This is a genomic window from Paracoccus broussonetiae (assembly GCF_031854425.1).
GTDB lineage: Bacteria > Pseudomonadota > Alphaproteobacteria > Rhodobacterales > Rhodobacteraceae > Paracoccus > Paracoccus broussonetiae.
This window is the reverse complement of the sequence record NZ_JAVRQI010000007.1, coordinates 214,697-239,920: the sequence shown is the minus strand read 5'-3', so window position 1 is coordinate 239,920 and position 25,224 is coordinate 214,697. Positions and strand designations below refer to the sequence as shown.

The following is a 25,224-nucleotide window of genomic DNA, read 5'->3' as shown; positions in this document are numbered from 1 at the left end:
CGGCGACGCAAGCCGCCGCCCCCACCCGACGGAATTCACGCGGATACCGGACGACGCACCCCGCCCGCGACCAGCTTCTGCCAGCGCATGAAAAGGCAGCCTCCCCCCTGCCCGCCTTTCGGCGCAACCGGACCGAAGCTTTCGCAGGCGATCACAAGCCACAGTCTGCACGGAAACCTTGCGGCCTTTCGGGATCGCCCGTCGGCCTGTGCCTGATGCGTGCCGGATGCCCGGTTCCGCCCCCCTTCACCCTCAGGAGTCTGAAACCATGACCCTTGCCGGAAGCATTCCCCCGCCCGAAATCATCTATCACGACGAACCCGAGGTGCTGCGGCACGCCGCGGCCGAGGATTTCTCGCTGCACATCGTGCCCCCGACCTGGCGCAGTTCCAGATTCTCGCTGTCGATGGCCTGGTTCGGCCTGATGAGCGCGATGTTCTGGGTCGTCGTCGGCAGCACCGTCGCCCTGACCGTCGGAACCGTCAACACCCTGATCGGCATCGCCCTTTCGACGGTGGTCTATGGCATCCTGTGCAACATCGCCGCGCGTTTCGCGGCACGCAGCGGCACCAGCGTCGCGCTGTTTTCACGCGCAGTCTTCGGGCAGGTCGGCGCAACCTTCGCGGCGCTGCTGTTCGGCATCACCATCACCTATTACGCCATCGCCGAAGGCACGATCGTCGCCATCGCGCTTCAGGACTATTTCGGCGGCCCGATGAGCCTGTGGTATTTCATCGTCTGCCTTTACAGCGCGCCGCTGGTCATGCGCGGCGTGCGGACCTGGCTGGACCGGATCAACGGCATCTTGCTGCCGCTTTACGTGCTGGGGCTGATGGCCTGCGTGATCTGGGCGATCGCCTCGCACGGCTATTCCGGGGACTGGCTGACCAACCTTCCGGCGGGCGGCGTCGATGTCGGCGTGCCCGGCTGGTGGTTCGCCTTTACCGTCTACATGGGCGTGTGGGTCGTGGTGATGATGACCTGGGACGTGGCCCGGTTTGGCCAGAAACAGGATTCCGCCTTCAACGGCAACTACACCTTCGGCATCCCCTTCTATGCCGTGACGCTGCTGATCAACGGGGCCGTGGGCATCTTCATCGCCCATACCATCCCGATCGAGGGTGCGCTGTCCGAGACTTCGGCCATCATCGGCATCGTCGCGCTGATGGGCCCCTTCGGCGTGCTTCTGGTCTGGGTCAGCCAGACACGGATCAACACGATCAACTTCTACCTGTCCTCGACCAACATGCAGAACTTCTTCGCGCGGGCTTTCAAGATCTCGTGGCCGCGCACGGTCTGGGTCATCATCATGACCGTGGTCATCTTCCTGGTGATGCTGACCAATGTCTTCGGCTATCTGCTGCTGACGCTGCAGTTCCAGGGCGTCATCATCGTGGCCTGGGTCGGGGTGGCAATGACGCATATCGGCTGGTGCTATCTGCGCGGAATCCGGGCCGACATGCTGGAGTTCCGTCCCGGCCGGGTGCCGCTGGTCAATCCCGGCGGGTTGGGAGCGTGGGTTCTGGCCTCGGCCGTGGGCTGCTTCCTTCTGGTCTTTGGCGGCAGCTTCGGGGGGATCTGGGCGCCTCCGATCACGCTGGTCATCGCGGTCGGCATCTATGCCGCCGCCTTGGGGGTGGCCCGCCGCAGCTGGTATGTCGAGGATCGCCCCCATGATCCCCGCAAAGAGGTCGACGACCCCTGGTCCGCGCGCATCCGCTGCCATCACTGCCACCAGGCCTATATCGCGCATGAGATGGACCGCGATCCCTCGGCCGGGCATGCGCCGATCTGTCTGGCCTGCGCCTCGGACCGCAGCGAATTCCTGATCGCCGCCCGGGCCGAGGCGCGGGCCGGCCATGCAGCTGCGGGACAGGGCGGCCTTGTCATAGAATAGGCCCAGCCCCCTTTCCGACGACCTTCCCTGACTTGGGCCGCGCATTCTTCTGCGCGGCCTCTTTTCGTCAGCCTGGGACAGGCTGCGCACGAATCCTTGCCATCCCAATCCGGATGTGAAAATAAACGCGCCATTCACACGGGTGGATGTAATTTGTTTTTCACGTTGGCGAGGGAGGCGCAGGCGCGATGGACGATCTGAAGAAGATGATCGAGGCGAACTGGGCGCAGTTCACCGCCAACCAGCAGCGCGTCGGCGAATTCGTCCTGTCCAATCCCTTCCTTGTCGCGACGATGGGGATCGAGGATCTGGCCCAGGCGGCCGAGGTCTCCGCCCCCACGATCACGCGGTTCGTGCGCGTGCTGGGCCTGTCGGGCTATGCCGATTTCCGCGCCATCGCCGTCCGGCGCTATCAGGATCTGCTGCAACCGATCGAGAATGTCAGCCGCGCCAGCCAGCGCCCCTCGGCCGAGGTGATGCAGGATTCACTGGCGGCTTTGCAGCAGAACATCTCGACGCTGGCGGCGGATTGCCCGGTCGACAAATGCGAGGCGCTGGTCGACCGCATGGTCGCCGCCGACAAGGTGGGCTTTCTGGGCTTTGGCCGCGCAGCGCGCGCGCTGGCCTATTTCGCGGGATCGGCGGAGCATTTCCTGCGCAGCTGCGAAATCCTTGACGGTGCCGGCGGTTATGAGCGGCTGGCCAGCGCCATCGGCCGGATGGGACCGCGCGATCTGGTCATCGCCATGTCGCTGCCGCGTTATTCGGTGGCGACGCTGGACTTTCTGCGGCTGGCCCGCGCGCGGGGCGTGCCCTGCGTGGGGATCACCGACAGCGAAAGCTCGCCCATCTTTCAGCTTTGCGACCAGACCTTCATCGTGCCGGCGCGTCAGCCCGTCCTGAATTCGTCCGGCCTTGCCGCCATCGCGCTGTTCGAGGCGCTCGTGGCGCTGATGACCTCGCGCTACCAAAGCGCCTCGGATGCCGCGGCCCTGACCCGGCTGATCTTTCCCTATCTTTACGCGGATGGCCCCCAGGCTTCCGCCCCCGCCCCCAAGGAGCCGAAATGACCCGCATGGAAACCAAGGACGGCGCCACGATCCGCGTCGAGGGGCTGGGCGTCGAGTTCAAGGGCGACAGCAGCACCTTTCAGGCCGTCAGGAACCTGTCGTTCGAGATTGCACCGGGCGAGACGCTGGCCGTGGTGGGCGAATCCGGCTCGGGAAAATCGGTCACCTCGCTTGCCATCATGCGGCTGGTCGAATTCGGCGGCGGGCGCATCACGCAGGGCACGGTCACGCTTTCGGGCCGCGACGGGCAGCAGCGCGACCTGACCAAAACGCCCCTGCGCCAGATGGAAAAGATCCGCGGCAACGATGTCGCGATGATCTTTCAGGAACCGATGACCTCGCTGAACCCGGTGTTTACCGTGGGCGAACAGATCGCCGAAGCCGTGCGCCTGCATCAGGATTGCAGCCCGGCCGAGGCCCGTGCCGAGGCGCTGCGGATGCTGGAAAAGGTGCGCATTCCCGATGCCGCGCGCATCCTTGACCGCCACCCCCACCAGCTTTCGGGCGGGATGCGCCAGCGCGTGATGATCGCGATGGCCCTGTCCTGCAAGCCGCGCCTGCTGATCGCGGACGAGCCGACGACCGCGCTGGACGTGACCATCCAGGCCCAGATCCTGCGGCTGATCCGGCTGCTTCAGGAAGAAATGGGCATGGCTGTCCTGTTCATCACCCATGACATGGGCGTGGTGGCCGAGGTCGCTGACAAGGTTCTGGTCATGCGCCACGGCGAAAAGGTCGAGGAAGGCAGCGTCGAGCAGATCTTCCAGTCACCAGAGCATCCCTATACCCGCGCGTTGCTGGCCGCGGTGCCGCGCCTTGGCGCACTGAACGGGCAGGAACTGCCGCGCCGCTTCCCGCTGCTGCGCGCCGATGGCGACCACCGCGACGCCGCCAGCTTCCAGCAGTTTCCGCCGCAGGATACCGTCGAATCCGACCAGCCGATCCTTGAGGCGCGCGATCTTGTCACCCGCTTCGACGTGCGCAAGGGCCTGCTGTCGCGCGTGACCGGGCGCATCCACGCGGTCGAGCATATCAATTTCGGCCTGCGCAAGGGCGAGACGCTGGCCCTGGTCGGCGAATCCGGCTGCGGGAAATCCACCACCGGCCGCACCGTGATGATGCTGCAAGAGGCGACCTCGGGTTCGGTCATGTATCAGGGCCGCGACATCTTCTCGCTGCCCGCATCCGAGCGGCAGAAGGTCCGCCGCAAGATCCAGTATGTCTTCCAGGACCCCTTCGCCTCGCTGGACCCGCGCCTGACGGTCGGATTCTCGATCGCGGAACCGCTGCTGACCCACGGGCTTGCCAAGGGGCGCGAGGTCGACCGCCGGGTGGCCGAGCTGCTGGCCGATGTGGGCCTGCAACCGGAACATGCGCAGCGCTATCCGCATGAATTTTCCGGCGGCCAGCGCCAGCGGATCTGCATCGCCCGCGCCCTTGCCGGGGAACCCGACATCCTGATCGCGGACGAGGCCGTGGCGGCGCTGGACGTGTCGATCCAGGCGCAGGTGGTGAACCTGCTGATGGACCTGCAGGAAAAGCGGCGCCTGTCCTATATCTTCATCAGCCATGACATGGCGGTGGTGGAACGCGTCAGCCACCGCGTCGCGGTCATGTATCTGGGCCAGATCGTCGAGATCGGCACCCGCCGCCAGATCTTCGAGAACCCGCAGCACGCCTATACGCGCCGCCTGCTTTCGGCCGTCCCCATCGCCTCGCCCGAGGCGCGCAACCGCAACCGCCCGCTGATCGAGGGCGAGATCCCCAGCCCCATGCGCAGCGTCGGCGATCCGCCCGTGGTCGCGCCGCTGGTCGAGGTCGCGCCCCAGCATTTCGTCGCGCGCCACCCGGTCGGCCTGTTCGGCTGACAGCGCCGGCCAATCAGAGTTAGAACCAAGGAGAGGTACATGAAACTCAAATCGCTTCTTGCCGCGTCGGCGCTTGGCCTGGCGGCGATGATGCCTTTGACCGGCTGGGCCAAGGACCTGACCGTCGCGGTCTCGGCCAACCTGACCGGGCTGGACCCGCGCATCGCCAATGACACGCTGTCGCAAGCCTCGCTGCGGCTGGTCTATCAGGGGCTTTTCGGCTTCGACAAGGACATGAAGCTGATCCCGCTTCTGGCCGAAAGCTATGACGCGAACGACGACGCGACCGAGTTCACGATCAAGCTGCGCCAGGGGATCAAGTTCCACGACGGCACCGACTTCAACGCCGAAGCCGTCAAGGTGAACATCGACACGCTGCGCAACCCCGACAACCAGCTTTCGCGCCGCAGCCTTGTGCAGATGGTCAAGGAAGTGCAGGTCGTCGACCCCTATACGGTCAAGCTGATCCTCAGCGAGCCGTTCGGGGCCATGATCGCCTCGCTCGCGCATCCGGGCGCGATGATGATCTCGCCCGCAGCACTTGAGAAATTCGGCAAGGACATCGACCGCAACCCGGTCGGGACCGGTCCCTTCGTGTTCAAGCACTGGGCCGCCGACACGTTCGAGGTGTCGCGCAACGACGCCTATTGGAAAGGCGCGGCCAAGGTCGATGGCGTCATCATCCGCTCGATCCCGGAATCGGGCGCGCGCATGGCCATGCTGCAAACCGGCGAGGCGCAGTTCGTCCCGACCTTCCCGACCGAGCTGATGAAGGTGGTCGAGGCGAACCCGAAGCTGGAAATCGTCACCCGGCCCTCGATCGTGGAATGGTATGTCGGGCTGAACAACATGAAGAAGCCCTTCGACAACAAGCTGGTCCGGCAGGCGCTGAACTATGCCGTCGACAAGAATGCCTATTGCAAGATCGTCTATAACGGCGCCTGCACGCCCGCGGATTCGATCATCCCGGCCGATCTGGCCTTCCATGTCACTGCCGGGGAATATCCCTTCGACCTCGCCAAGGCCAAGGAGCTGCTGAAGGAAGCCGGCTATGAAAACGGCTTCGAGACCGAGCTTTGGACCAGCTCGAACAGCACCGGGTCGCTGCGCGCGGCACAGTTCCTGCAGCAGCAGCTGGCGCAGGTGAACGTCAAGGTCAACGTCCTGCCGCTGGAATCCGGCGTCGCCGCGGACAAGATCTGGTCGATCGACAAGCCCGAGGACGCGACCGTCCAGATGTATTACGGCGGCTGGTCGGCCTCGACCGGGGATGCCGACTGGGGCATCCGTCCCTTGCTGCTCAGCGAAAGCGCGCCGCCCTCGATGTTCAACGTCGCCTATTACAGCGACAAGGCCGTCGACGAGGCGATCAAGGGTGCGCTTGGCACCGCCGATCCGGCCAAGCGCGCGGGCTTTTATGAAACCGCGCAGAAACTGGCATGGGATGGCGCGCCGTGGATCTTCCTGGGCGTGTCCGACGTGATCTCGGCCCAAAGCAAGGATCTGAGCGGCGTCTACCAGCTGCCCGACCAGGGCTTCCTGCTGGAAGACGCGGCCTTCGCCGAATAAGGCGCCAGCCGCGAAAGGCATCCGCCTTTCCTCCAGCATCAACCGCTCCGGCCGGATCACGGCCGGGGCAAAACCGGGGCACGACCGGGCCGAACCGAAGCGGGACAGAAACTTCACATGCCATCCTATTTGCTCAAACGATTGCTTGGGACGATCCCGGTCATCCTGATGGTGACCCTGGCCGTCTTCGCGTTCGTCCACATGCTGCCGGGCGATCCGGCGCGCCTTGTCGCCGGGCCGGATGCGACGCCCGACGACATCGCCGCGGTCAGTGCCGCGCTGGGGCTGGACAAGCCGCTGCCGCAGCAATTCTTGCAGTATCTCACCAATCTTCTGCATGGCGATCTGGGCATGTCGCTGAAGACGCGCCGCCCCGTCGTCGAAGAGATCGGCCTGCGCCTGATGCCCACGGTCTGGCTGACGCTGTTCGCGATGGTCTGGGCCGTCGCCATCGGGCTGCTGATCGGCGTCATCTCGGCGGTCAAGCGCGGACGCTGGCAGGATTACGGCGGCATGGTGCTTGCCGTCTCGGGAATCTCGTTCCCGCCCTTCTGGCTGGGGCTCCTGCTCATCAACCTGTTCTCGGTCCATCTGGGCTGGCTGCCGACCGGCGGATACGGGACATGGCAGCATTTCGTCATGCCGTCCTTTACGCTGGGGCTGGCCGTGGCCGCGGTCATGGCGCGGTTCACCCGCTCGGCCTTCATCGAGATCTCGCGCGAGGATTACGTCCGCACCGCCCGCGCCAAGGGCGTGCCCGAACGCAAGGTGATCTGGCGCCATGCGCTGCGCAATGCGCTGATCCCGATCATCACCATGGTCGGCCTGCAATTCGGCTTTCTTCTGGGCGGCTCGATCGTCGTGGAAAGCGTCTTCGCATGGCCGGGCGTCGGTCGCCTGCTGGTCGATTCCGTGACCTATCGCGACTATCCGGTGATCCAGGCGCTGGTGCTGATGTTCTCGTTGCAGTTCATCCTGATCAATCTGCTTGTCGATGTCCTTTACATCTTCGCCAACCCGGAGATCCGTTACCAATGAGCGCCCTCAACATGCCCGCGGGAACGGCCAACCGGACGCGCAAGCCCTTTGCCGAATTCTGCCGCCGCTTCATGCGCCAAAAGGTGGCGCTGGTGGCGCTGGCCTTCATCGCCCTGCTGGTCGTCGTCGCGATCCTGGCGCCGCTGGTCGCGCCCTATGACCCGGCCGCGCCAGATTACGAAAACGTGCTGGCCGGTCCCAGCCTGCTGCATCTGGCGGGCACCGACGCCTATGGGCGCGACATCTTCAGCCGCATCGTCTGGGGGTCGCGGATCTCGCTGATGGTCGGCTTCCTGTCGGTGACGCTGGGCGCGATCGTCGGCGTCAGCCTGGGCATCGTCGCGGGTTATCGCGGCGGCTGGGCCGACAGCGCGGTGATGCGGCTTTGCGACCTGCTGCTGGCCTTTCCGGGGATCCTGCTGGCCATCGCGGTCATCGCGATCCTGGGGCCGGGGATCACCAATGTCATCTATGCCGTCGCGGTTTTCTCGATCCCGGTCTTTGCGCGGCTGGCGCGGGGCACGACCCTGCAGCTGAAGCGCACGGTCTATGTCGACGCGGCGCGCGCGGTGGGGGTCAGCGACACGGTCATCATGCTGCGCCACATCCTGCCCGGCACGCTGCCGAACGTGATCGTCTATTTCTCGATGCGGATCGGAACGTCGATCCTGACGGCCGCGGCGCTGTCCTTCATCGGGCTGGGTGCGCAGCCGCCATCGCCCGAATGGGGCGCGATGCTGGCGGACGGGCGCAGCTATATGGGCGTGGCCGACCACTTGACGCTGTTTCCGGGTCTGGCAATCTTCCTGACGGTGCTGGGCTTCAACCTGCTGGGCGACGGCTTGCGCGACGCGCTTGACCCCAAGCTGCGCTCGAACTGAGGGGGCGGGAATGCGCGTCTATATCTCGGCCGATATCGAGGGCGTGGCGGGTGTCGTCGCGCCCCTGCAATGCCAGGCCGGAAACGGCGAATACGAAAAGGCCCGCCTGCTGATGACGCGCGAGGTCAATGCCGTGATCGAAGGCCTGATCGAGGGCGGCGCGACCGAGATCGTGGTCAACGATTCCCACGGCCAGATGACCAATATCCTGCCCGACCAGCTGCATCCCGCGGCGGACCTGATCCTGGGCAAGCCCAAGCCGATGAACATGGCCTGCGGGCTGGATGCCGGGTTCGATCTGTTCTGCATGACCGGCCATCACGCGCGGGCGGGCGGCGCGGGCGTGCTGTCCCACACCACCAACGGCTTCGCCTTTGCCGAGGTGCGGGTGAACGGCACCCCCTGTGGCGAGCCCGCGATCTATGGCCTTTACGCGGCCGAGCTGGGCATTCCGGTCGGGCTGATCACCGGGGACGACCGGACCGAGGCCGAAAACCGCCCCCTGTTCCCCGATGCCGAATTCGCGGTGGTCAAGACCGCCTTCGGGCAACGGGCGGCGCGCCAGATTTCCGTCTCGCGCGCCCATGACCTGCTGCGGCTGCGCGCCAGCCAGGCGGCCAGCCGCGCGGACCAGATGGTGGCGCGCCCCCGCCCCGGCCCCTTCCGCGCCGAATTCGTGATGGCCCGCCCGGCGCTGGCCGACCAGATGGACGTGCTGCCCCCCGCGATCCGCGTCGATCCGCTGACGGTCGCCTTTGACTGCGCCAGCATGGCCGAGGTGATCGGCTGGATGACGGCGCTTTCCGCCATGAGCTTTGCGCTGCGTTAATTGAAAGACAGGCTACCCATGACCGACTTCACCCCCGTAATCGCGCTGCATGGCGGCGCCGGGACCATCCTGCCCTCGAACATGACGCCGCAGAAAGAGGCCGAGTATCACGCCGCGCTGCGCGCCTGCCTGCAGGCCGGGCTGGACGTTCTGCGTCAGGACGGCGCGGCGCTGGATGCCGTCACCGCCGCGGTGATGGCGCTTGAGGCCGACCCCCTGTTCAACGCCGGTCGCGGTGCCGTCTTCACCTCGGCCGCCCGGCACGAGATGGACGCCGCCGTGATGGACGGCGCGACCCGCGCCTGCGGGGCGATCGCGGGCATCTGCGGGCCGCGTCACCCGATCCTTGCCGCCCGCGCCGTCATGGAGACGACCGAGCATGTCTTCCTGTCCGGCGCCGGGGCCGCAGATTTCTGCGCGCGTTCCGGTCTGGAAATGATGCCCGACGACTGGTTCGGCACCCCCGCCCGCCGCGCCGCGCTTGAGGCCGAGCTGGAACGCCGTCGCCAGAACATCCCCGATGACGGCGACCCGGCGCGCAAGCACGGCACCGTGGGCGCGGTCGCCTGCGACGCGCGCGGGCATCTGGCCGCCGCGACCTCGACCGGGGGGATGACCGCGAAACTGCCGGGCCGCGTCGGCGACAGCCCGGTGATCGGCGCCGGCACCTGGGCCGATGACGAGACCGCCGCGATCTCGGCCACCGGGCATGGCGAATACTTCATCCGCTGGGCCGTCGGCCACGAAATCGACGCCCGGATGCGTTGGGCCGGGCAGGATCTGCCGAAGGCGGCGGGCGACGTCGTCACCGAACTGGGTGCGCGCGGCGGATCGGGCGGGCTTGTCGCCGTGGACCGCAAGGGCAATGTCTCGCTGCCGTTCAACAGCCCCGGCATGTATCGCGCCTGGTGCGGACGCGACGGCGTGATCCATACCGGGATCTTCGGCCAGGACTGACACGCCCCGGCCTGGGGCGCTAATGCGGGAAGTCGATCACCTGCCGGATGGCTTCGCCACGGTGAAGGCGGTCGAACCCCTCGTTGATGTCCTCCAGCCGGATGCGGTGGGTCATCAGCTTTTCGACGGGCAGCCTGCCGCGTTCGAACAGCCCGAGGAAACGGGGAATGTCGCGCGACGGCACGCCCGAGCCAAGATAGCTGCCGCGCAGGGCGCGTTCCTCGGCCACCAGCGTCAGCGGAGAGATGTTCAGCACCGCCGCCGGATTGGCCAGCCCCGCCGAGATCGTGGTGCCGCCGCGCCGCGTCAGGGCAAAGGCCGTCTCCAGCGCGCGGGCCGAGCCTGCGAATTCCAGCGCCGTCTCGACCCCGCCGCCAGTCGCCTCGCGCACCTTGGCGGTCAGGTCGGGATCAGATGCCTGAAAGCAATGGGTCGCGCCAAGGCTTCGCGCCATCTCCAGCTTGGCGGGCAGGACATCGACCGCGACGATGGTTTCCGCCCCTGCCGTGACCGCGCCAAGGATCGCGGCCAGCCCGACCCCGCCAAGGCCCACCACCGCGGCCCGGCTTCCCGGCTGGACCGCGCCCATGTTGAAGACCGCACCCGCCCCGGTCAGCACCGCGCATCCCATCAGCGCGGCGATGTGCAGCGGCACGTCGGAATCGATCCTGACAAGGCTGCGACGCGAGATCACGGCATGGGTCGCAAAGCTGGCGACGCCGGTCATGTGATGGACGGGCTGGCCGTCCCGCGACAGGCGTGTGCCGCCTGCCAGCATCTCGCCCCGCCCGTTCGAGGCCGCACCCGGTTCGCACAGGGCGGGACGGCCCGACTGGCAGGGGCCACAATGCCCGCAAGACGGGACGAAGACGAAGACGACGCGGTCGCCGCTGCGCAGGTCGGTCACGTCCTCGCCCACCGCCTCGACGATGCCCGCGCCTTCGTGGCCCAGAACCATCGGCACCGGCCGCGCCCGGTCGCCGTTGATGACGGACAGGTCCGAATGGCACAGGCCCGCCGCGGCGACACGTACCAGCACCTCGCCCTTGCGCGGGGGCTGAAGGTCCAGCTCGCCCACCGTCAGGGGCCGCGTCGTGGCATAGGGTCCGGGTCGGCCGATCTCTTCAAGGATGGCGGCGGTGATCTTCATCAGGCTTTCTCCCAAGGTCTGGCGAAAGGATAGGCAAGGAATTTGCGCCGCGCCACCGGCCTTGGAACCGGGCCTTGAAATCTGGCCTCAGGGATCGGGGCGGACCAGTTCCCCGTCCCGCGCGGCCAGCTTTTCGCCCAGAAAGTCGATCACCGCGCCCGCCCATCGCATGGTCCGCACGTCGCGGTGGCAGGTCAGCCAATAGGTCCGCGTCAGCCGCACCTGTCGGGGCAGGACGATCTGCAGGCCCGGATACTTGGCCGCCAGAAAATGCGGCAGCACGCCCACGCCCAGCCCGTTGCGGATCGCGGCCAGCTGGCTGAACACGCTGGAGCTTTTCACGCTTGCCCGCAGCGAGGGATGCACCTCGCCCAGATAATCAAGTCCGGGGGCGAAGATCATCTCCTCAATATAGCCGATGATGCGATGCGAAAGCAGGTCCTGCGGGACGTGGATCGCCGCGGCCCCCTGAAGATAGCCGGGCGTCGCGTAAAGATGCAGCGTGTAATCCGCCAGCCGCTGCGAGCGATAGGGGCCGTGCATCACCGGGTCCAGCGTGATCCAGATATCGGCCTCGCGCCGGGACAGCGACAGCACCTGCGGCATGGTGATGATTTCGGGCGAAAGCAGCGGAAAGCGGGCGATGAACTCCGGCAGCAGGTGGGTCGAGAACAGGCTGGCGAACCCCTCGGGCATGGCCAGCCGCAGCGACCGCGCCTGTCCCGGCGCCGCGCCCTGCTTCAGCGGCAGCTGCCGCGCTGCCTCCTCCATCCGTTCGGCGGTTTCCAGCAGGCGCTGGCTTGCCGGGGTCGGTTCATAGCCGCGGGGGTTGCGCTCGAACAGGCGGGTGTTCAGCGCCTGCTCCAGCCGGTCGATCCGGCGCGAGACGGTGACATGCGACGTGCCCAGCACCCGCGCCGCCCGCGACAGCTGCCGTTCGCGCATCACCGCCAGAAAGAATTGCAGGTCATCCCAGCTTAGAGTCGACATGTGTTCATAAATGGACAGGTTCTGTAAGAAATTTAACCTTCCTGAACGCTTGTGTCAAAGCGGCTTTCCCGGCATCGTTTTCCAAGGGAGGCGCTGGGGAGAGTGCCTCTTGTCATAAAATGTCCCGTCCGGCGGTCACCCCGCCAGAGCAAGGGGCGACCTTGGGAGGAAACATGCGTAACATTCTGCTGACCACCGCTGCGGTGGGTCTTGTCGCCACGCCCGCCTTGGCCGAAATTTCGGACGGCAAGGTCAAGATCGGCATCCTGAACGACCAGTCCGGGGTCTATGCCGATTTCGGCGGCAAGTATTCCTATGAGGCCGCGAAGATGGCGGTCGAGGATTTCGGCGGCAAGGTTCTGGACGCCCCGGTCGAGGTCGTCACCGCCGACCACCAGAACAAGGCCGACATCGCCTCGAACATCGCCCGGCAATGGTATGACACCGAGCAGGTGGACAGCATCATGGAGCTGACCTCGTCCTCGGTCGGGCTGGCCGTGCAGGCGCTGTCCAAGGACAAGAAGAAGATCACCATCAACACCGGCGCCGCCACGACCGAACTGACCGGCGCGCAATGTTCGCCCTATGGCTTCCACTGGGCCTATGACACCCATGCGCTGGCCGTCGGCACCGGCGGCGCGCTGGTCAAGGAAGGCGGCGACAGCTGGTTTTTCCTGACCGCCGACTATGCCTTCGGCTATTCGCTTGAGGAAAACACCGGCAATTTCGTGAAGTCGCAGGGCGGCTCGGTCGTGGGTTCGGTCCGTCATCCGCTGGCGACGACCGACTTTTCGTCCTTCCTGCTGCAGGCCCAGGCCTCGGGTGCCAAGGTCATCGGCCTGGCCAATGCCGGCATGGACACGCAGAACGCCATCAAGCAGGCCGCCGAATTCGGCATCACCCAGGGCGGGCAGAAGCTGGCGGCGCTGCTGTTCACGCTGGCCGAGGTCCACGGGCTGGGGCTTGAGGCCGCGCAGGGCCTGAACCTGACCGAAAGCTTCTACTGGAACCGCACCCCGGAAACGGCCGAATTCGGCAAGCGCTTCAAGGAACGCACCGGCGTCATGCCGAACATGATCCATGCCGGCACCTATTCCGCCGTGACGCAATACCTGAAGGCCATTCAGGCGGCGGGCTCGGACGATGCCGACGCGGTCTCGGCCAAGCTGCATGAACTGCCGGTGAACGACGTCTTTGCCCAGAACGGCAAGGTCGCGGCCAATGGCCGGATGATCTCGGACGTCTACCTGATGGAGGTGAAGAAGCCCTCCGAAGTGACCGAGGACTGGGATTACTACAAGGTGCTGGCCACCATTCCCGGCGATCAGGCCTATCTCGATCCGGCCAAAAGCGGCTGCCCGCTGGTCAAGTAAGATGACCGCGCATTCTGCCGCGATGCAGGACCAGCCGCAGGTGGTGCTTTCCGCCCGCGGCCTTGGCAAGGATTTCGGGGGCTTCAGCGCCGTCAACAATGTCGATCTGGATGTGCATCATGCCCGCATCCATGCGCTGATCGGCCCGAACGGGGCGGGCAAGACCACCGTCTTCAACCTGCTGACCAAGTTCCTGCAACCGACGCGCGGCCAGATCACACTGAGGGGGACCGACATCACCCGCACGCCACCCGACAAGGTGGCGCGCATGGGGCTGGTGCGGTCCTTCCAGATCTCGGCCGTGTTCCCTAACCTGACCGTGCGCGAGAACGTCAAGGTCGCGCTGCAACGCCCCAGCGGGCTGGCCACCCAATTCTGGCTGCCCCTGTCCGCGCTGGACCGGCTGGACGCGCGCGCGGATGAACTGATCGGCCGGCTTGGCCTTGCCGCCTGGCGCGACCACCGCGCCGCCGACCTGTCCTATGGCAGGAAGCGCGTGCTGGAAATCGCGACGACGCTGGCGCTTGACCCCCAGGTCCTGCTGCTGGACGAGCCGATGGCCGGCATGGGACAAGAGGACGTGCAGATGGTCGCCCGCATCATCCGCGACGTCGCCGCCGAGCGCGCCGTGCTGATGGTCGAACACAACCTGAATGTCGTCGCGGATATCTGCGACCACGTCACCGTCCTGCAACGTGGCGAGATCATCGCGCGGGGCGATTACGCCACCGTCTCGGCCGATCCGCGCGTGCGCACCGCCTATATGGGGACCGACGCATGACCGCGCCGCTTCTGAACGTTTCCGGCCTGCAGGCCTGGTATGGCGAAAGCCACGTGCTGCATGGCGTCGATCTGCATGTCCGCGAAGGCGAGATGATCTGCATCCTTGGCCGCAACGGCATGGGCAAGACCACGACGCTGCGCACCATCATGGGCATCCTGCGCAAGCGCAGCGGCCGGATCGAATTTTCCGGGCAGGACATGATGTCCGTGCCCCTGCACCGGACCGCCCGCGTCGGACTGGGCTTCATCCCCGAAGAGCGCGGCATCTTCGCCAGCCTCTCGGTCGAGGAAAACCTGATGCTGCCGCCCAAGGTCGCCGAAGGCGGCATGTCGGTGGACGAGATCTATCAGCTTTTCCCAAACCTTCGGGAACGCCGGGCCAGTCCCGGCACCAAGCTTTCGGGGGGCGAACAGCAGATGCTGGCGCTGGCCCGCATCCTGCGCACCGGCGCGCGCTGCCTGCTTCTGGACGAACCGACCGAGGGGCTGGCCCCCGTCATCATCCAGGCCATCGGCGAGGTGCTGGTCAAGCTGAAGCAGCGCGGCATGACCGTCGTGCTGGTCGAGCAGAACTTCCGCTTTGCCGCCAAGGTGGCCGACCGCTTCTATCTGATGGACCACGGGCGCATGATTGCGGAATTCCCGGTCCAGGACCTGCCGCAGCAGATGGACCTGCTGCACCGCGAACTGGGGGTGTGACATGACCATGATCTTCGGCGTGCCCCTGCAGGCCCTGATGGGCCAGCTTCTGGTCGGGCTGATCAACGGCTCGTTCTATGCGCTGCTGTCCCTGGGGCTGGCGGTCATATTCGGCCTGCTGCGCGTCATCAACTTTGCCCATGGCGCGCAATACATGCTGGGCGCATTCGCGGCGCTGCTGCTGCTGACGGTGGGGGGCGTCAACTATTGGCTGGCGCTGATCCTGGCCCCGCTGATCGTCGGGCTGCTGGCCGCGCTGGTCGAACGCACGATGCTGTCGCGGCTTTACAATCTGGACCCGCTTTACGGGCTGCTGTTCACCTTTGGCCTTGCGCTGGCGATCGAGGGCACCTTCCGCTATTTCTACGGCGCGTCTGGCAAGCCATATGCCCCGCCCGCGCAGCTTTCGGGGGCGGTGAACCTGGGCTTCATGTTCCTGCCGATCTATCGCGGCTGGGTGGTCGTGGCCTCGGCCGCGGTCTGCATCGCGGTCTGGCTGCTGATCGAGAAGACCAAGCTTGGCGCCTATCTGCGCGCGGCGACCGAAAACCCGGTGCTGGTCCAGGCCTTCGGGGTGAACGTGCCTCTGCTGCTGACGCTGACCTATGCGCTGGGGGCGGGGCTTGCAGCCTTCGCGGGCGTTCTGGCCGCGCCGGTCTATCAGGTCAGCCCGCTGATGGGGTCGAACCTCATCATCATCGTCTTCGCCGTTGTCGTCGTGGGCGGCATGGGATCGATCCTTGGGGCCATCGTCACCGGCTATCTTCTGGGCGTGGTCGAGGGGCTGACCAAGGTCTTCTACCCCGAGGCGTCCAATATCGTCATCTTCGTCATCATGGCGATCGTCCTGATCCTGCGGCCCGCGGGCCTATTCGGAAAGGAGGCCTGACATGGCCGGGAAATCCGAACCCATCGCGACGCCGCAGATCGCGGTCCATCCCCGGGCGGGCCAGATCCAGCTGCTGCTGCTGGCCGTGGCGGCGGTGGCCGCGCTGCTGGCGCCGCAATTCCTGTATCCCATCTTCCTGATGAAGCTGCTGGCCTTCGCGCTGTTTGCCTCGGCCTTCAACCTGCTTCTGGGCTATACGGGGCTGCTCAGCTTCGGCCATGCCGCCTTTTTCGGCGGGGCCGCCTATTTCACCGCCCATGCCGTCAAGGTCTGGGGCTGGTCGCCCGAAGCTGGGCTGGCTCTGGGCGTCGTCGGCGCGGCCGGGCTGGGGCTGGTGATGGGCGCGATCGCCATCCGCCGGCAGGGCATCTATTTCGCCATGATCACGCTGGCCCTGTCGCAGATGTTCTTCTTCTTCTGCCTGCAGGCCCGCTTCACGCATGGCGAGGACGGGATCCAGTCCGTGCCGCGCGGCCACCTGTTCGGGCTGATCGACCTGAACGAGGTGATGAACATGTATTACTTCGTGCTTGCCGTCTTTGTCATCGGGCTGGTCATCATCTGGCGCTTCGTCAACTCGCCCTTCGGGATGATCCTGAAATCCATCCGCGAGAATGAACAGCGGGCCATCTCGCTAGGCTACTCCGTGGCGCGCTACAAGCTGGCCGCCTTTGTCATGTCGGCTGCGCTGGCGGGACTGGCCGGGGGCCTCAAGGCGCTGATCTTCCAGTTCGCCACGCTGACCGATGTCGCCTGGCAGATGTCGGGAGAGGTGATCCTGATGACGCTGCTGGGCGGGATCGGCACGTTGGCGGGGCCGGTCTTTGGCGCCGGGCTGGTCGTCAGTCTGCAGAACTTCCTCGCCACCTCGGATTTCCCGGTGACGATCATCACGGGCGTCGTCTTCATGGTCTGCGTCCTGCTGTTCCGCCGTGGGCTGATCGGCGAATTCTTCGCCTCGAAAATGGGGCGCAGGCTGGGGTTCCGCTCTGGTTCCTGACCAGCGGCGGACATGGGGTAACCGATGGAAAGCTACGACTATATCGTGATCGGCGCGGGCAGCGCAGGCTGCGTGCTGGCCAACCGCCTGAGCGCCGATCCCAGAAACCGCGTCCTGCTGCTTGAGGCGGGGGGGCGCGACAATTACCACTGGATCCACATCCCGGTCGGTTATCTTTACTGCATCGGCAATCCGCGCACCGACTGGGGCTTCCGCACCCAGGCCGAGGCCGGGCTGAACGGGCGCAGCCTGCTTTACCCGCGCGGCCGGGTGCTGGGCGGCTGTTCGTCGATCAACGGCATGATCTATATGCGCGGGCAAGCGGCGGATTATGACCAATGGCGGCAGATGGGCTGCACCGGCTGGGGCTGGGACGACGTGCTGCCCATGTTCAAGGCGCAAGAGGACCATTACCGCGGCGGCGACGACATGCACGGCGCACAGGGCGAGTTGCGGGTCGAAACCGCGCGGGTCCGCTGGGCGGTGCTTGACGCCTTCATCGAAGCGGCGGAACAGGCGGGCATTCCCCGCACCGCCGATTTCAACCGCGGCGACAATGAGGGCAGCGGCTATTTCGACGTCACCCAGCGCAATGGCTGGCGGTGGAGCGCGACGAAGGCCTTCCTGCGCCCGGCGCGGAACCGCCCGAACCTGCGCATCCTGACCGGGGCCGAAGTCGAGCGGCTGGTCATCGAAACCGGCGAGGTCCGGGGCGTGGTCTTTCACCATCAGGGCCAGCGGGTCGAGGCGCGCGCGCTGAACGAAACCGTGCTTGCCGCCGGGTCCATCGGCTCGGTCCAGGTGCTTGAACATTCCGGTATCGGTCGGGGCGATGCCTTGCAGGCCGCGGGCATCGACCCGCTGGTCGAGGTCCCCGCTTTGGGCGAGAACCTGCAGGATCACCTGCAACTTCGGATGGTCTACAAGGTGCAGGGCGTGCCGACGCTGAACGAAAAGGCCTCGCACCTGATGGGCAAGGCGGCGATCGGGCTGGAGTATCTGCTGAAACGCTCGGGCCCGATGTCGATGGCGCCAAGCCAGGTCGGGATCTTCACGAAATCCGGGGCCGACAAGGCGACGGCGGATCTGGAATATCACGTCCAGCCGGTCAGCCTGGACAAGTTCGGTGACCCGGTTCACAGCTTTCCGGCAATGACGGCCAGCGTCTGCAACCTGCGCCCGGAAAGCCGCGGCTCGGTCCATGTGACGGGGCCGGATTTCCGCGCCCATCCGGCGATCCGGCCGAATTACCTGTCGACACCGGGCGATCAGGATGTCGCGATGCGCGCGATCCGCCTGACCCGCAGGATCACCGCGCAACCGGCCTTCGACCGCTTCACCCCGCAAGAGCATCTTCCCGGCATCGCCTTTCAGTCCGAGGAAGATCTGGTCAAGGCCGCCGGCGCCATCGGCACGACGATCTTCCACCCGGTCGGCACCTGCCGCATGGGCGCGGACGATGGCTCGGTCGTCGATCCCCGCCTGCGGATGCGCGCGTTGGGTCGGCTGCGGATCGCGGATGCCTCGGTCATGCCGCGGATCACCAGCGGCAATACCAATGCTCCGACCATGATGATCGCCGAAAAAGCCGCCCGCATGATCCTTGAGGACGCGCGGCGTTAAGGGGTCACGGCGGGCCGGTCAGCACCCGCCGCCAAGCGCCAGCCGGGCGGCGCCAAGCGCCCCGGCGCGGGGGCCAAGCGCCGTCGGCAGAAGCACCGGCCCCGGCCCAAGCGCGGCGGCAAGGCGGCTGAACACCTCGGGTCGGCCGCCCAGCCCGCCCCCGATCACGATGCGTTCGGGATCGGTCAGGGCGATGACCGCGCGCAGCGCCAGCGCCAGCCGCCCGGCCAGCGCGTCCAGCAGGCCGGGCAGGACAGGGTCGGTCCGGGCGGCGGCAAAGACATCGCGCAAGGTGCCCACCGTCTGACCGCCACGGGTGCGGTAATCCGCCAGCAGCGCGCGGCTGGAGACCAGATCCTCAAGCCGCGCGGCGCCGCCGGGGCCGGGAATGGGCAGGTCGCCAATCTCTCCGGCCGCGCCGCGCGCGCCGCGCAGGATGCGGCCGTCCTCGATCAGACCCAGTCCGACGCCGGTGCCAAGCGCAAGGAACGCAAGGCTGCGCGCGCCGCGCCCCTCGCCCAGCCAGGCCTCGCCAAGGGCGGCAAGGCTGACGTCATTGCCGATCCGCACCGGCAGGCCCAGACGCGCGGCCATGCATTGCCGCAGGTCGCGGTCGCCCAGGTCCGGCAGATGCGGCGCGTCGGTCAGCACCCCGCTTTGCGGATGCACCGCCCCCGGCAGGCCGATCCCCGCAGCGGCAATCCGCGCCTGCCCCAAGGCCAGCCGGTCGCGGTGCCGCGCGATCTGGGCAAGCAGCGCCTCGGCATCATGGGATGCGGTCGGTTCGCTGAATTCGGCCAGCACGCGGCCCGTCGCAGTGGCCAGAATCGAATGGACCTTGGTCCCCCCGACATCGCAGCCAAGGACCAACGTCCCGTCGGCAGGCATCGCATCCGGCGGGGTGGTTCCGCCGGGGGCCGGATCGGGTTTGAGAACCATCAGCGCCGTCCCACCGCCCGTTCGCTGGCCGCGTCGAACAGGTGGACCGCGCCGGGCGCAGCGGTCGCGGTGACGGTGCTGCCGATCTGGGGCACCATATGGGCGGGCGCCGTGGCGATCAGGGCGCGGTCGGCGGCCCTGAAATGCACCAGGGTTTCCGGACCCAATGGCTCGACCGCAGTAACCGCACCGCTGAGCTGGACGGCTGCCTGTCCGTCGGCCCCGATCCGAAGGGCATGGGGCCTGATCCCGGCCAGCAGCGCGGCCCCCTGCCCCGCCGGGGTCAGCACGCCGCCCGCCTCGGTCACGGGCAGGATGTTCATCGAGGGCGTGCCGATGAAGCGCGCGGTAAAGACATCGACGGGACTGTCATAGATCTGCATCGGCGCGCCCTGCTGCAGGATATGGCCATCCTTCATCACCACGATGCGGTCGGCCATGGTCATCGCCTCGACCTGGTCATGGGTGACATAGGCGATGGTGGTGCCCAACCGCTGGTGCAGGGCCTTGATCTCGATCCGCATCTGGCTGCGCAATTGCGCATCAAGGTTCGACAGCGGTTCGTCGAACAGGAAGGCCACGGGCGAGCGGACCATGGCGCGGCCGATGGCCACCCGCTGCCGCTGCCCGCCCGACAGCGCCGAGGGGCGGCGGTCCAGCAGATGCGTCAGTTCCAGCGCGCGCCCGGCCTCTTCCACGCGCGCGGCCTTGGCGGCCTTGTCCAGCCGCGAGGTGTAAAGCCCAAAGGCGATGTTCTGGCGCACGGTCAGGTGCGGATAGATCGCGTAGTTCTGGAACACCATCGCGATATTGCGGCTTTTCGGGTCGAGTTCGTTCACCACGTCGCCGCCGATCAGGATCTGCCCGCCCGAGACCTCTTCCAGCCCGGCGATCATCCGCAGGGTGGTGGATTTCCCGCAACCAGAGGGGCCGACGAAAACCACGAATTCCCCATCCGCGACCTGCAGGTCGATGCCGTGGATCACGTCGACCTTGCCATAGGACTTGACCAGGTTGCGCAGCTCGATCGTGGCCATCAGCGGATCTCCTGCAAGGCATCGAAGGCGCGGGCCAGTTCGGCCGCCGCCGCCGTCTCGCGCGTCATGATTGCTGCCGCGCGGTCGGAAAAGCCCGCCAGAGTCGCCGAATACGACCGCAGCGCATCCGCCATCGGATCTGGCGCGGGACCGCCAAAGCGGGAGCGGACGGCGACGAAATATTCGGGCGAGACGACTTCCGCGAATTCAGCCGGGCCAAGCGTGGTCTCGCGCCCGGCGGCCTCGGCAAAGGCGGCGCGGAACGGGGCGTAGCCGCCGCTGACCAGATCGCTGTCGGCACCGACCACGGCACGGGCGGTGGCGGCCGCGATCTCATGCGCCTGGCGAAAGGAAAGACCCTCGCGCCGCACAAGGCTGTCGGCCAGTTCGGTGATGGTGATGCAGGACCGCGCCGCATTCTCGCGGACCCGGCGTCCGTCGATGCGCAGCGCCGGGACAAACGCCGCCAGCAATCGCAGCACCCGCCCGCCGCTGTCAAAGGCGCCATAGCCCGCGCCCTGGCTTTCCCCTTCGCTGTCGTTCATGTCGGTGAAGGGGGTGTTGTGCATGATCGTCAGCATCATCTGCGCCCGGCCCACGGTCTGGCTGGCCAGATGGCGCATATGCTCGATCGGGACCGGGTTGCGCTTCTGCGGCATGATCGAGGAAATCTGCACGAAGGCATTCGGGACATGGATCTGTCCGACCTCGAAGGACGACCAGACCTGAAAATCCTGGATCAGCCGCCCCAGATGCAGGAACAGCAGTGCCACGGCCGAATAGGCGCCGGTGGTGTAATCAACCGCCGCGATGCAGGAATAGCTGTTGCGCTGCGCGGCCGCAAAACCCAGCAGTTCCGCCACCCGCGCCCGGTCGATCGGAAAGCCCGAGGTGGTGATCGCGGCCGCCCCCATCGACGACAGGTCCGCGACCGCCCGCGCCGCCTCAAGCCGTTCGATATCGCGGATCAGCACTTCGATCGCGGCGCCAAGGTAATGGCCAAAGGTGGTGGGTTGCGCGGGCTGGCCGTGTGTATAGGCGACGATCAGCGTGGCGCTTTCGCGTTCGGCCGTGTCGATCAGAGCGGCCAGCAGGGTGCGGGCCTGGGCCAGCAATGTGTCCAGCCGTTCCTTGAGCGCCATCTTGAACAGCGTGTGGTCGATGTCGTTGCGCGACCGCGCGGTGTGCAGCCGCCCGCCATCGTCCGCGCCGATCCGGGCCTTCAGCTCACGCTCGATGGCGAAGAAGAAATCCTCGACCGAGCCGTCATAGACCAGCGATGCCGGGTCCAGTTCGGCCTCGATCCCGGCCAGCGCGCGGGCGATGCGACCGGCCACCGGACCGGGCAGGATGCCGGTTTCCGCCAGCATCACCAGATGCGCCCTATCGACGCGGCGGAAGTGATCGACGTGATCGCCCTTGGCCGCGTCGAAAAGCGGCTTCAGCACGGTTTCCACATAGGTCGGGTCGGGAAAACGTGAGACGTCGTCGCGCCGCGGATCGGGAAGGGTCATGGTCATCCTTTCAGCCCCGCCAGCATCACGCCGCGCACGATATAGCGCTGCAGGACGAGGAACACGATCAGCGTGGGAATCGTCGCCAGCGCCGCGCCGGTCATGATCATCTCCCACTGGATTTCCTGCTCGACCGCAAAGCTCGTCAGGCCGATGGGCAGGGTGTAAAGCTCTTTGCTGGTGGTCACGATCAGCGGCCAGAAGAACGCCGTCCAGTTCCCCAGAAAGGTAAAGATGGCCAGCGCCGAGATCGCGGGCGTCACCAGCGGCATCGCGATCTTCCACCAGATGGTGAATTCGTTCAGCCCGTCGATCCGCGCCGCCTCAAGGAAATCATCGGGCAGCGTCTCGAAGAACTGCTTCATCAGGAAGGTGCCGAAGGCGGTCATCATCCCCGGAAACATGATGCCCCAATAGCTGTCGAGCCAGCCGAGATTGGCGGACATCACATACCAGGGGATCACCAGCATCTCGGTCGGGATCATCAGCGTCGACAGGATCGCGATGAAGACCAGGTTGCGGCCCCGGAAGCGGAACTTGGCCAGCGTATAGCCGACAAGGCTGTCGAAGAACACGTTCGAGGCGGTGACGCAGATCGCGACCAGCGCAGAATTCAGGAACCAGCGCAGAAAGCGGCCATCGGACAGCACCTGCACATAATTCGCCAGCGTCGGATGCGCCGGGATCAGTCGCAGGTCGTAAATCTGCCCCGAGGTCTTCAGCGAGGTCGAGAACATGAACAGAAGCGGCGTCACCATCAGCACGCCGCCGATGAACAGCACCGTCCAGGCCAGCACCGCCCCCGGACGGATGCGCGACATGGCAAGGGGTTTCGGCGCATCCATCAGCGTTTCCTCAGGATCCAGAGCTGCAGCAGGGACACGATCAGCAGGATCGTGAACAGCACCACCGTCTGCGCCGCCGCATAGCCCATGTCATAGGATGAAAAGGCCGTCTGATAGATCATCAGCACCAGCGGCTTGGTCGATCCCAGCGGGCCGCCGGGATCGTTCGTGGTCATGTTGTAGACCTGATCGAAGATCCGCAGGAACCCGATCGAGGAAAAGACCACAAGGAACACCGTCGTGGGCTTCAGCAACGGCAAGGTGATCCGCCACAGGATCGCGCCCTCGCCCAGCCCGTCGATCCGCGCCGCCTCGTGAAAGGTCGTGGGGATCGACCGCAAGCCGGCCAGAAAGATGATGATCTGGAACCCCAGTCCCGCCCAGATCGCCGTGACCATGATCGAGGGAAGCGCCCAGGTGGTCGAATTCAGGAAGTCCAGCTGCGGCAGGCCGATCCGGCCCAGCAGGGAATTGATGATCCCGGTGGGCGCGGGCTGATAGAACCAGCGCCAGACCCAGGCCATCGCCGAGGCGGTGGTGATGAAAGGCAGGAAATACAGCGCCCGGATCAGCCCGTGCCCGGTCCGCACCCGGTCCAGGAAATAGGCCACGGCAAAGGACAGGACCAGGCTGATCGGCGTGCCGATGACCAGATAGGCGAAGGTATTGCGAAAGACCTTCCAGAACTGCGGGTCGTCCAGCAACCGCTGGTAATTCTCCAGCCCGATGAAGGCCGGCGGGCTCATCAGGTCCCAGTCCGTCAAGGACAGCCAGAAGGCATAGCCGGTCGGATAGAACCGGATCACGCTGTAAAACAGCACTGGCAGCGCCAGAAAGCCCCAGACCCACAGCGCGCGGCGCATCCGCATCGACAGCCTGGCGCGGGGCCGGGGCGGATGCGCCCCGGCGGGGGAAGGGTCCGAAAAGCTCATTCTGCCTCGCTTCGGGTCCGGGCCGCGCAAGGGGCCAGCGCCCGCCTGCGCGTCACCGCCTCAGTTCGCGCGATCAAGGATTTCCTGTTCGGCCTTGGCTGCCTCGGCCAGCGAATCCGCCGCCGACTGGCCCTGAAGCTCCATCCGGTTCACCATGTCCATCGCGACCTGGCGCTGCGCCATCTCATCCTTGAAGATAGTGGTCTTGGCATAGTCGAGGCCCCGGATGAACGGGCCATAGACGGGATCGGCCAGATTCGCCTCGGTCAGGGCGACGTCGCGCCGGGCCGGCAGTTCGCCAACCGTCTTCATCCAGATCTCCATCGCTTCGGGCGACGAGATATAGGCCAGGAACTTCTTCGACGCCTCCAGCTCTTCACCCTCGGCACCGGCGCCGATCGCATTGGCGAAGAAGCTGGCGAAGTTGGATTTCGTCCCGTCCGGCCCGGCCGGAAGCTCGGTCACGCCCCATTCGAAATCGGTGATCTTGTTGAAGGCGCCCAGCCGGAAGGTGCCGTCCACGGTCATCGCCGCCCGGCCCGCACGGAAGGCTGCCTGCCCTTCGTCCATGAAGCCGGGGGTCGAGATCTGCTCTTTCGAGTGCAGACCGGCATACCAGTCCAGCGCGGCCGCGCCGCCCTCGCTGTCATAGGTCACCTTGGTCGTGTTGTCGTCATAGGGCGCGGCCCCGAACTGGCGCAGCAGCACCTCGCGCCACCAGTGATGGTCCTGTCCGCCCATGTCCATGGTGATGCCGACGGTGGTGAAATTGCCGCCGCTGTCCTTCTGGGCCAGCTTCTTGCCGTCGGCGACCAGCTCATCCAGCGTCGCGGGGGGCGCGTCGATGCCGGCATCGGCGAACAGCTTCTTGTTGTAGAACAGTCCCAGCGACCGGACGGCGGTCGGAATGCCGTAATAGACGCCGTCGCGCTTCATCACCTGGACGAAGGGGAAGAACTCGGCATCGATGGTGGCGGCGGGGAACATGTCCTCGGGCAGCGGCTGGACGACCTTGCCGTCGATGAACTTGTCGGCCCAGCCATAGTAAAGCTGCATGACGTCCGGTCCCTTGCGGGCCATGGTCGCCGCGGTCACGCGGGTCTGGTAATCGGCATAGGGGAAGGTCACCTGCTTCACGGTGATGTCCGGATTCGCCTGCTGGAAGGCGGCGATCAGCTGGTCCATCGCCTGAACGCGGCTGTCGAAGATGTATTGCCAATATTCGATCTCGACCGCCTCTGCGGTCGAGGTCGAGGCGAGCGTCGCGCCCGCCAGGGCGGTCCCGGCAGTCAGCGCGGCAAGAAGCAGGCGCGTCGTCACGGCAATACCCTCCTATGCGCC

General features: G+C 66.2%; 22 protein-coding genes. 14 read left to right on the top strand and 8 right to left on the bottom strand.

Annotation, left to right across the window (positions count from 1 at the left end):
* The first annotated feature begins 268 nt into the window (after positions 1–268).
* From RM190_RS11080 to RM190_RS11045, 8 genes are all read left to right on the top strand, one after another.
* Entirely contained in the window at positions 269–1,897 is a 1,629-nt protein-coding gene (locus tag RM190_RS11080; protein ID WP_311759501.1) for a purine-cytosine permease family protein, read from the top strand.
* 188 nt (positions 1,898–2,085) lie between these two features.
* Positions 2,086–2,967, top strand: a complete 882-nt coding sequence (locus RM190_RS11075; RefSeq protein WP_311759500.1) for a MurR/RpiR family transcriptional regulator — start codon at positions 2,086–2,088, stop codon at positions 2,965–2,967.
* Positions 2,964–4,835 carry a dipeptide ABC transporter ATP-binding protein gene (locus tag RM190_RS11070; RefSeq protein WP_311759499.1) on the top strand — a complete coding sequence of 624 codons (1,872 nt, stop codon included), beginning with the start codon at positions 2,964–2,966 and terminating at the stop codon, positions 4,833–4,835. The genes RM190_RS11075 and RM190_RS11070 overlap by 4 nt, the downstream gene beginning before the upstream one ends.
* A gap of 39 nt (positions 4,836–4,874) precedes the next feature.
* Positions 4,875–6,404, top strand: coding sequence for a glutathione ABC transporter substrate-binding protein (locus RM190_RS11065; protein WP_311759498.1), 1,530 nt, complete (start codon positions 4,875–4,877; stop codon positions 6,402–6,404).
* 117 nt (positions 6,405–6,521) lie between these two features.
* Entirely contained in the window at positions 6,522–7,442 is a 921-nt protein-coding gene (gsiC, locus tag RM190_RS11060) for a glutathione ABC transporter permease GsiC (protein ID WP_311759497.1), read from the top strand.
* On the top strand, positions 7,439–8,323 hold the full coding sequence (locus RM190_RS11055; protein WP_311759496.1) for an ABC transporter permease subunit: 885 nt from the start codon (positions 7,439–7,441) through the stop codon (positions 8,321–8,323). Before gsiC ends, RM190_RS11055 begins: the two co-directional genes overlap by 4 nt.
* Positions 8,324–8,333: 10 nt before the next feature.
* The gene (locus RM190_RS11050; RefSeq protein ID WP_311759495.1) at positions 8,334–9,152 is read left to right on the top strand and encodes a M55 family metallopeptidase; all 819 of its coding nucleotides are present in this window, start codon (positions 8,334–8,336) and stop codon (positions 9,150–9,152) included.
* An 18-nt stretch (positions 9,153–9,170) separates the two neighbouring features.
* Complete coding sequence (locus RM190_RS11045) at positions 9,171–10,109, top strand: isoaspartyl peptidase/L-asparaginase family protein (protein WP_311759494.1); 939 nt, start codon at positions 9,171–9,173, stop codon at positions 10,107–10,109.
* A 19-nt stretch (positions 10,110–10,128) separates the two neighbouring features.
* Here RM190_RS11045 and RM190_RS11040 read toward each other — a convergent pair whose 3' ends face one another.
* Both RM190_RS11040 and RM190_RS11035 read right to left on the bottom strand, forming a co-directional pair.
* Positions 10,129–11,259, bottom strand: a complete 1,131-nt coding sequence (locus tag RM190_RS11040) for a zinc-dependent alcohol dehydrogenase family protein (protein WP_311759493.1) — start codon at positions 11,257–11,259, stop codon at positions 10,129–10,131.
* 87 nt (positions 11,260–11,346) lie between these two features.
* The gene (locus RM190_RS11035) at positions 11,347–12,249 is read right to left on the bottom strand and encodes a LysR family transcriptional regulator (protein ID WP_311759492.1); all 903 of its coding nucleotides are present in this window, start codon (positions 12,247–12,249) and stop codon (positions 11,347–11,349) included.
* A 173-nt stretch (positions 12,250–12,422) separates the two neighbouring features.
* On the opposite strand from RM190_RS11035, the gene RM190_RS11030 reads away from it, so the two are divergent.
* The 6 genes from RM190_RS11030 to RM190_RS11005 are packed head-to-tail and all read left to right on the top strand — an operon-like array spanning position 12,423 to position 18,616.
* Positions 12,423–13,622: an ABC transporter substrate-binding protein gene (locus RM190_RS11030; RefSeq protein ID WP_311759491.1), complete on the top strand. Its 1,200-nt coding sequence runs from the start codon at positions 12,423–12,425 to the stop codon at positions 13,620–13,622.
* A 1-nt stretch (position 13,623) separates the two neighbouring features.
* Entirely contained in the window at positions 13,624–14,403 is a 780-nt protein-coding gene (locus RM190_RS11025) for an ABC transporter ATP-binding protein (protein WP_311759490.1), read from the top strand.
* On the top strand, positions 14,400–15,104 hold the full coding sequence (locus RM190_RS11020; RefSeq protein WP_311759489.1) for an ABC transporter ATP-binding protein: 705 nt from the start codon (positions 14,400–14,402) through the stop codon (positions 15,102–15,104). Before RM190_RS11025 ends, RM190_RS11020 begins: the two co-directional genes overlap by 4 nt.
* 1 nt (position 15,105) lies before the next feature.
* Positions 15,106–15,993, top strand: coding sequence for a branched-chain amino acid ABC transporter permease (locus tag RM190_RS11015; protein WP_311759488.1), 888 nt, complete (start codon positions 15,106–15,108; stop codon positions 15,991–15,993).
* A gap of 1 nt (position 15,994) precedes the next feature.
* Positions 15,995–16,993, top strand: coding sequence for a branched-chain amino acid ABC transporter permease (locus tag RM190_RS11010; RefSeq protein ID WP_311759487.1), 999 nt, complete (start codon positions 15,995–15,997; stop codon positions 16,991–16,993).
* 24 nt (positions 16,994–17,017) lie between these two features.
* On the top strand, positions 17,018–18,616 hold the full coding sequence (locus RM190_RS11005) for a GMC family oxidoreductase (RefSeq protein ID WP_311759486.1): 1,599 nt from the start codon (positions 17,018–17,020) through the stop codon (positions 18,614–18,616).
* 18 nt (positions 18,617–18,634) lie between these two features.
* Here RM190_RS11005 and RM190_RS11000 read toward each other — a convergent pair whose 3' ends face one another.
* Genes RM190_RS11000 through RM190_RS10975 form a run of 6 tightly spaced genes read right to left on the bottom strand, consistent with a single transcriptional unit; the run spans position 18,635 to position 25,203 of the window.
* Entirely contained in the window at positions 18,635–19,555 is a 921-nt protein-coding gene (locus RM190_RS11000) for an ROK family protein (protein ID WP_311759485.1), read from the bottom strand.
* On the bottom strand, positions 19,555–20,592 hold the full coding sequence (locus tag RM190_RS10995; RefSeq protein WP_311759484.1) for an ABC transporter ATP-binding protein: 1,038 nt from the start codon (positions 20,590–20,592) through the stop codon (positions 19,555–19,557). Before RM190_RS10995 ends, RM190_RS11000 begins: the two co-directional genes overlap by 1 nt.
* Positions 20,592–22,106, bottom strand: coding sequence for an argininosuccinate lyase (gene argH / locus RM190_RS10990; RefSeq protein ID WP_311759483.1), 1,515 nt, complete (start codon positions 22,104–22,106; stop codon positions 20,592–20,594). The genes RM190_RS10995 and argH overlap by 1 nt, the downstream gene beginning before the upstream one ends.
* A 2-nt stretch (positions 22,107–22,108) precedes the next feature.
* On the bottom strand, positions 22,109–22,951 hold the full coding sequence (locus tag RM190_RS10985) for a carbohydrate ABC transporter permease (protein ID WP_311759482.1): 843 nt from the start codon (positions 22,949–22,951) through the stop codon (positions 22,109–22,111).
* Positions 22,951–23,883 (bottom strand): carbohydrate ABC transporter permease, encoded by a 933-nt coding sequence (locus RM190_RS10980; RefSeq protein WP_311759481.1) that lies wholly within the window; start codon positions 23,881–23,883, stop codon positions 22,951–22,953. The genes RM190_RS10985 and RM190_RS10980 overlap by 1 nt, the downstream gene beginning before the upstream one ends.
* 60 nt (positions 23,884–23,943) lie before the next feature.
* A complete protein-coding gene (locus RM190_RS10975) occupies positions 23,944–25,203 on the bottom strand; it encodes an extracellular solute-binding protein (protein WP_311759480.1) in 1,260 nt (419 codons plus the stop codon).
* Positions 25,204–25,224 lie beyond the last annotated feature (21 nt).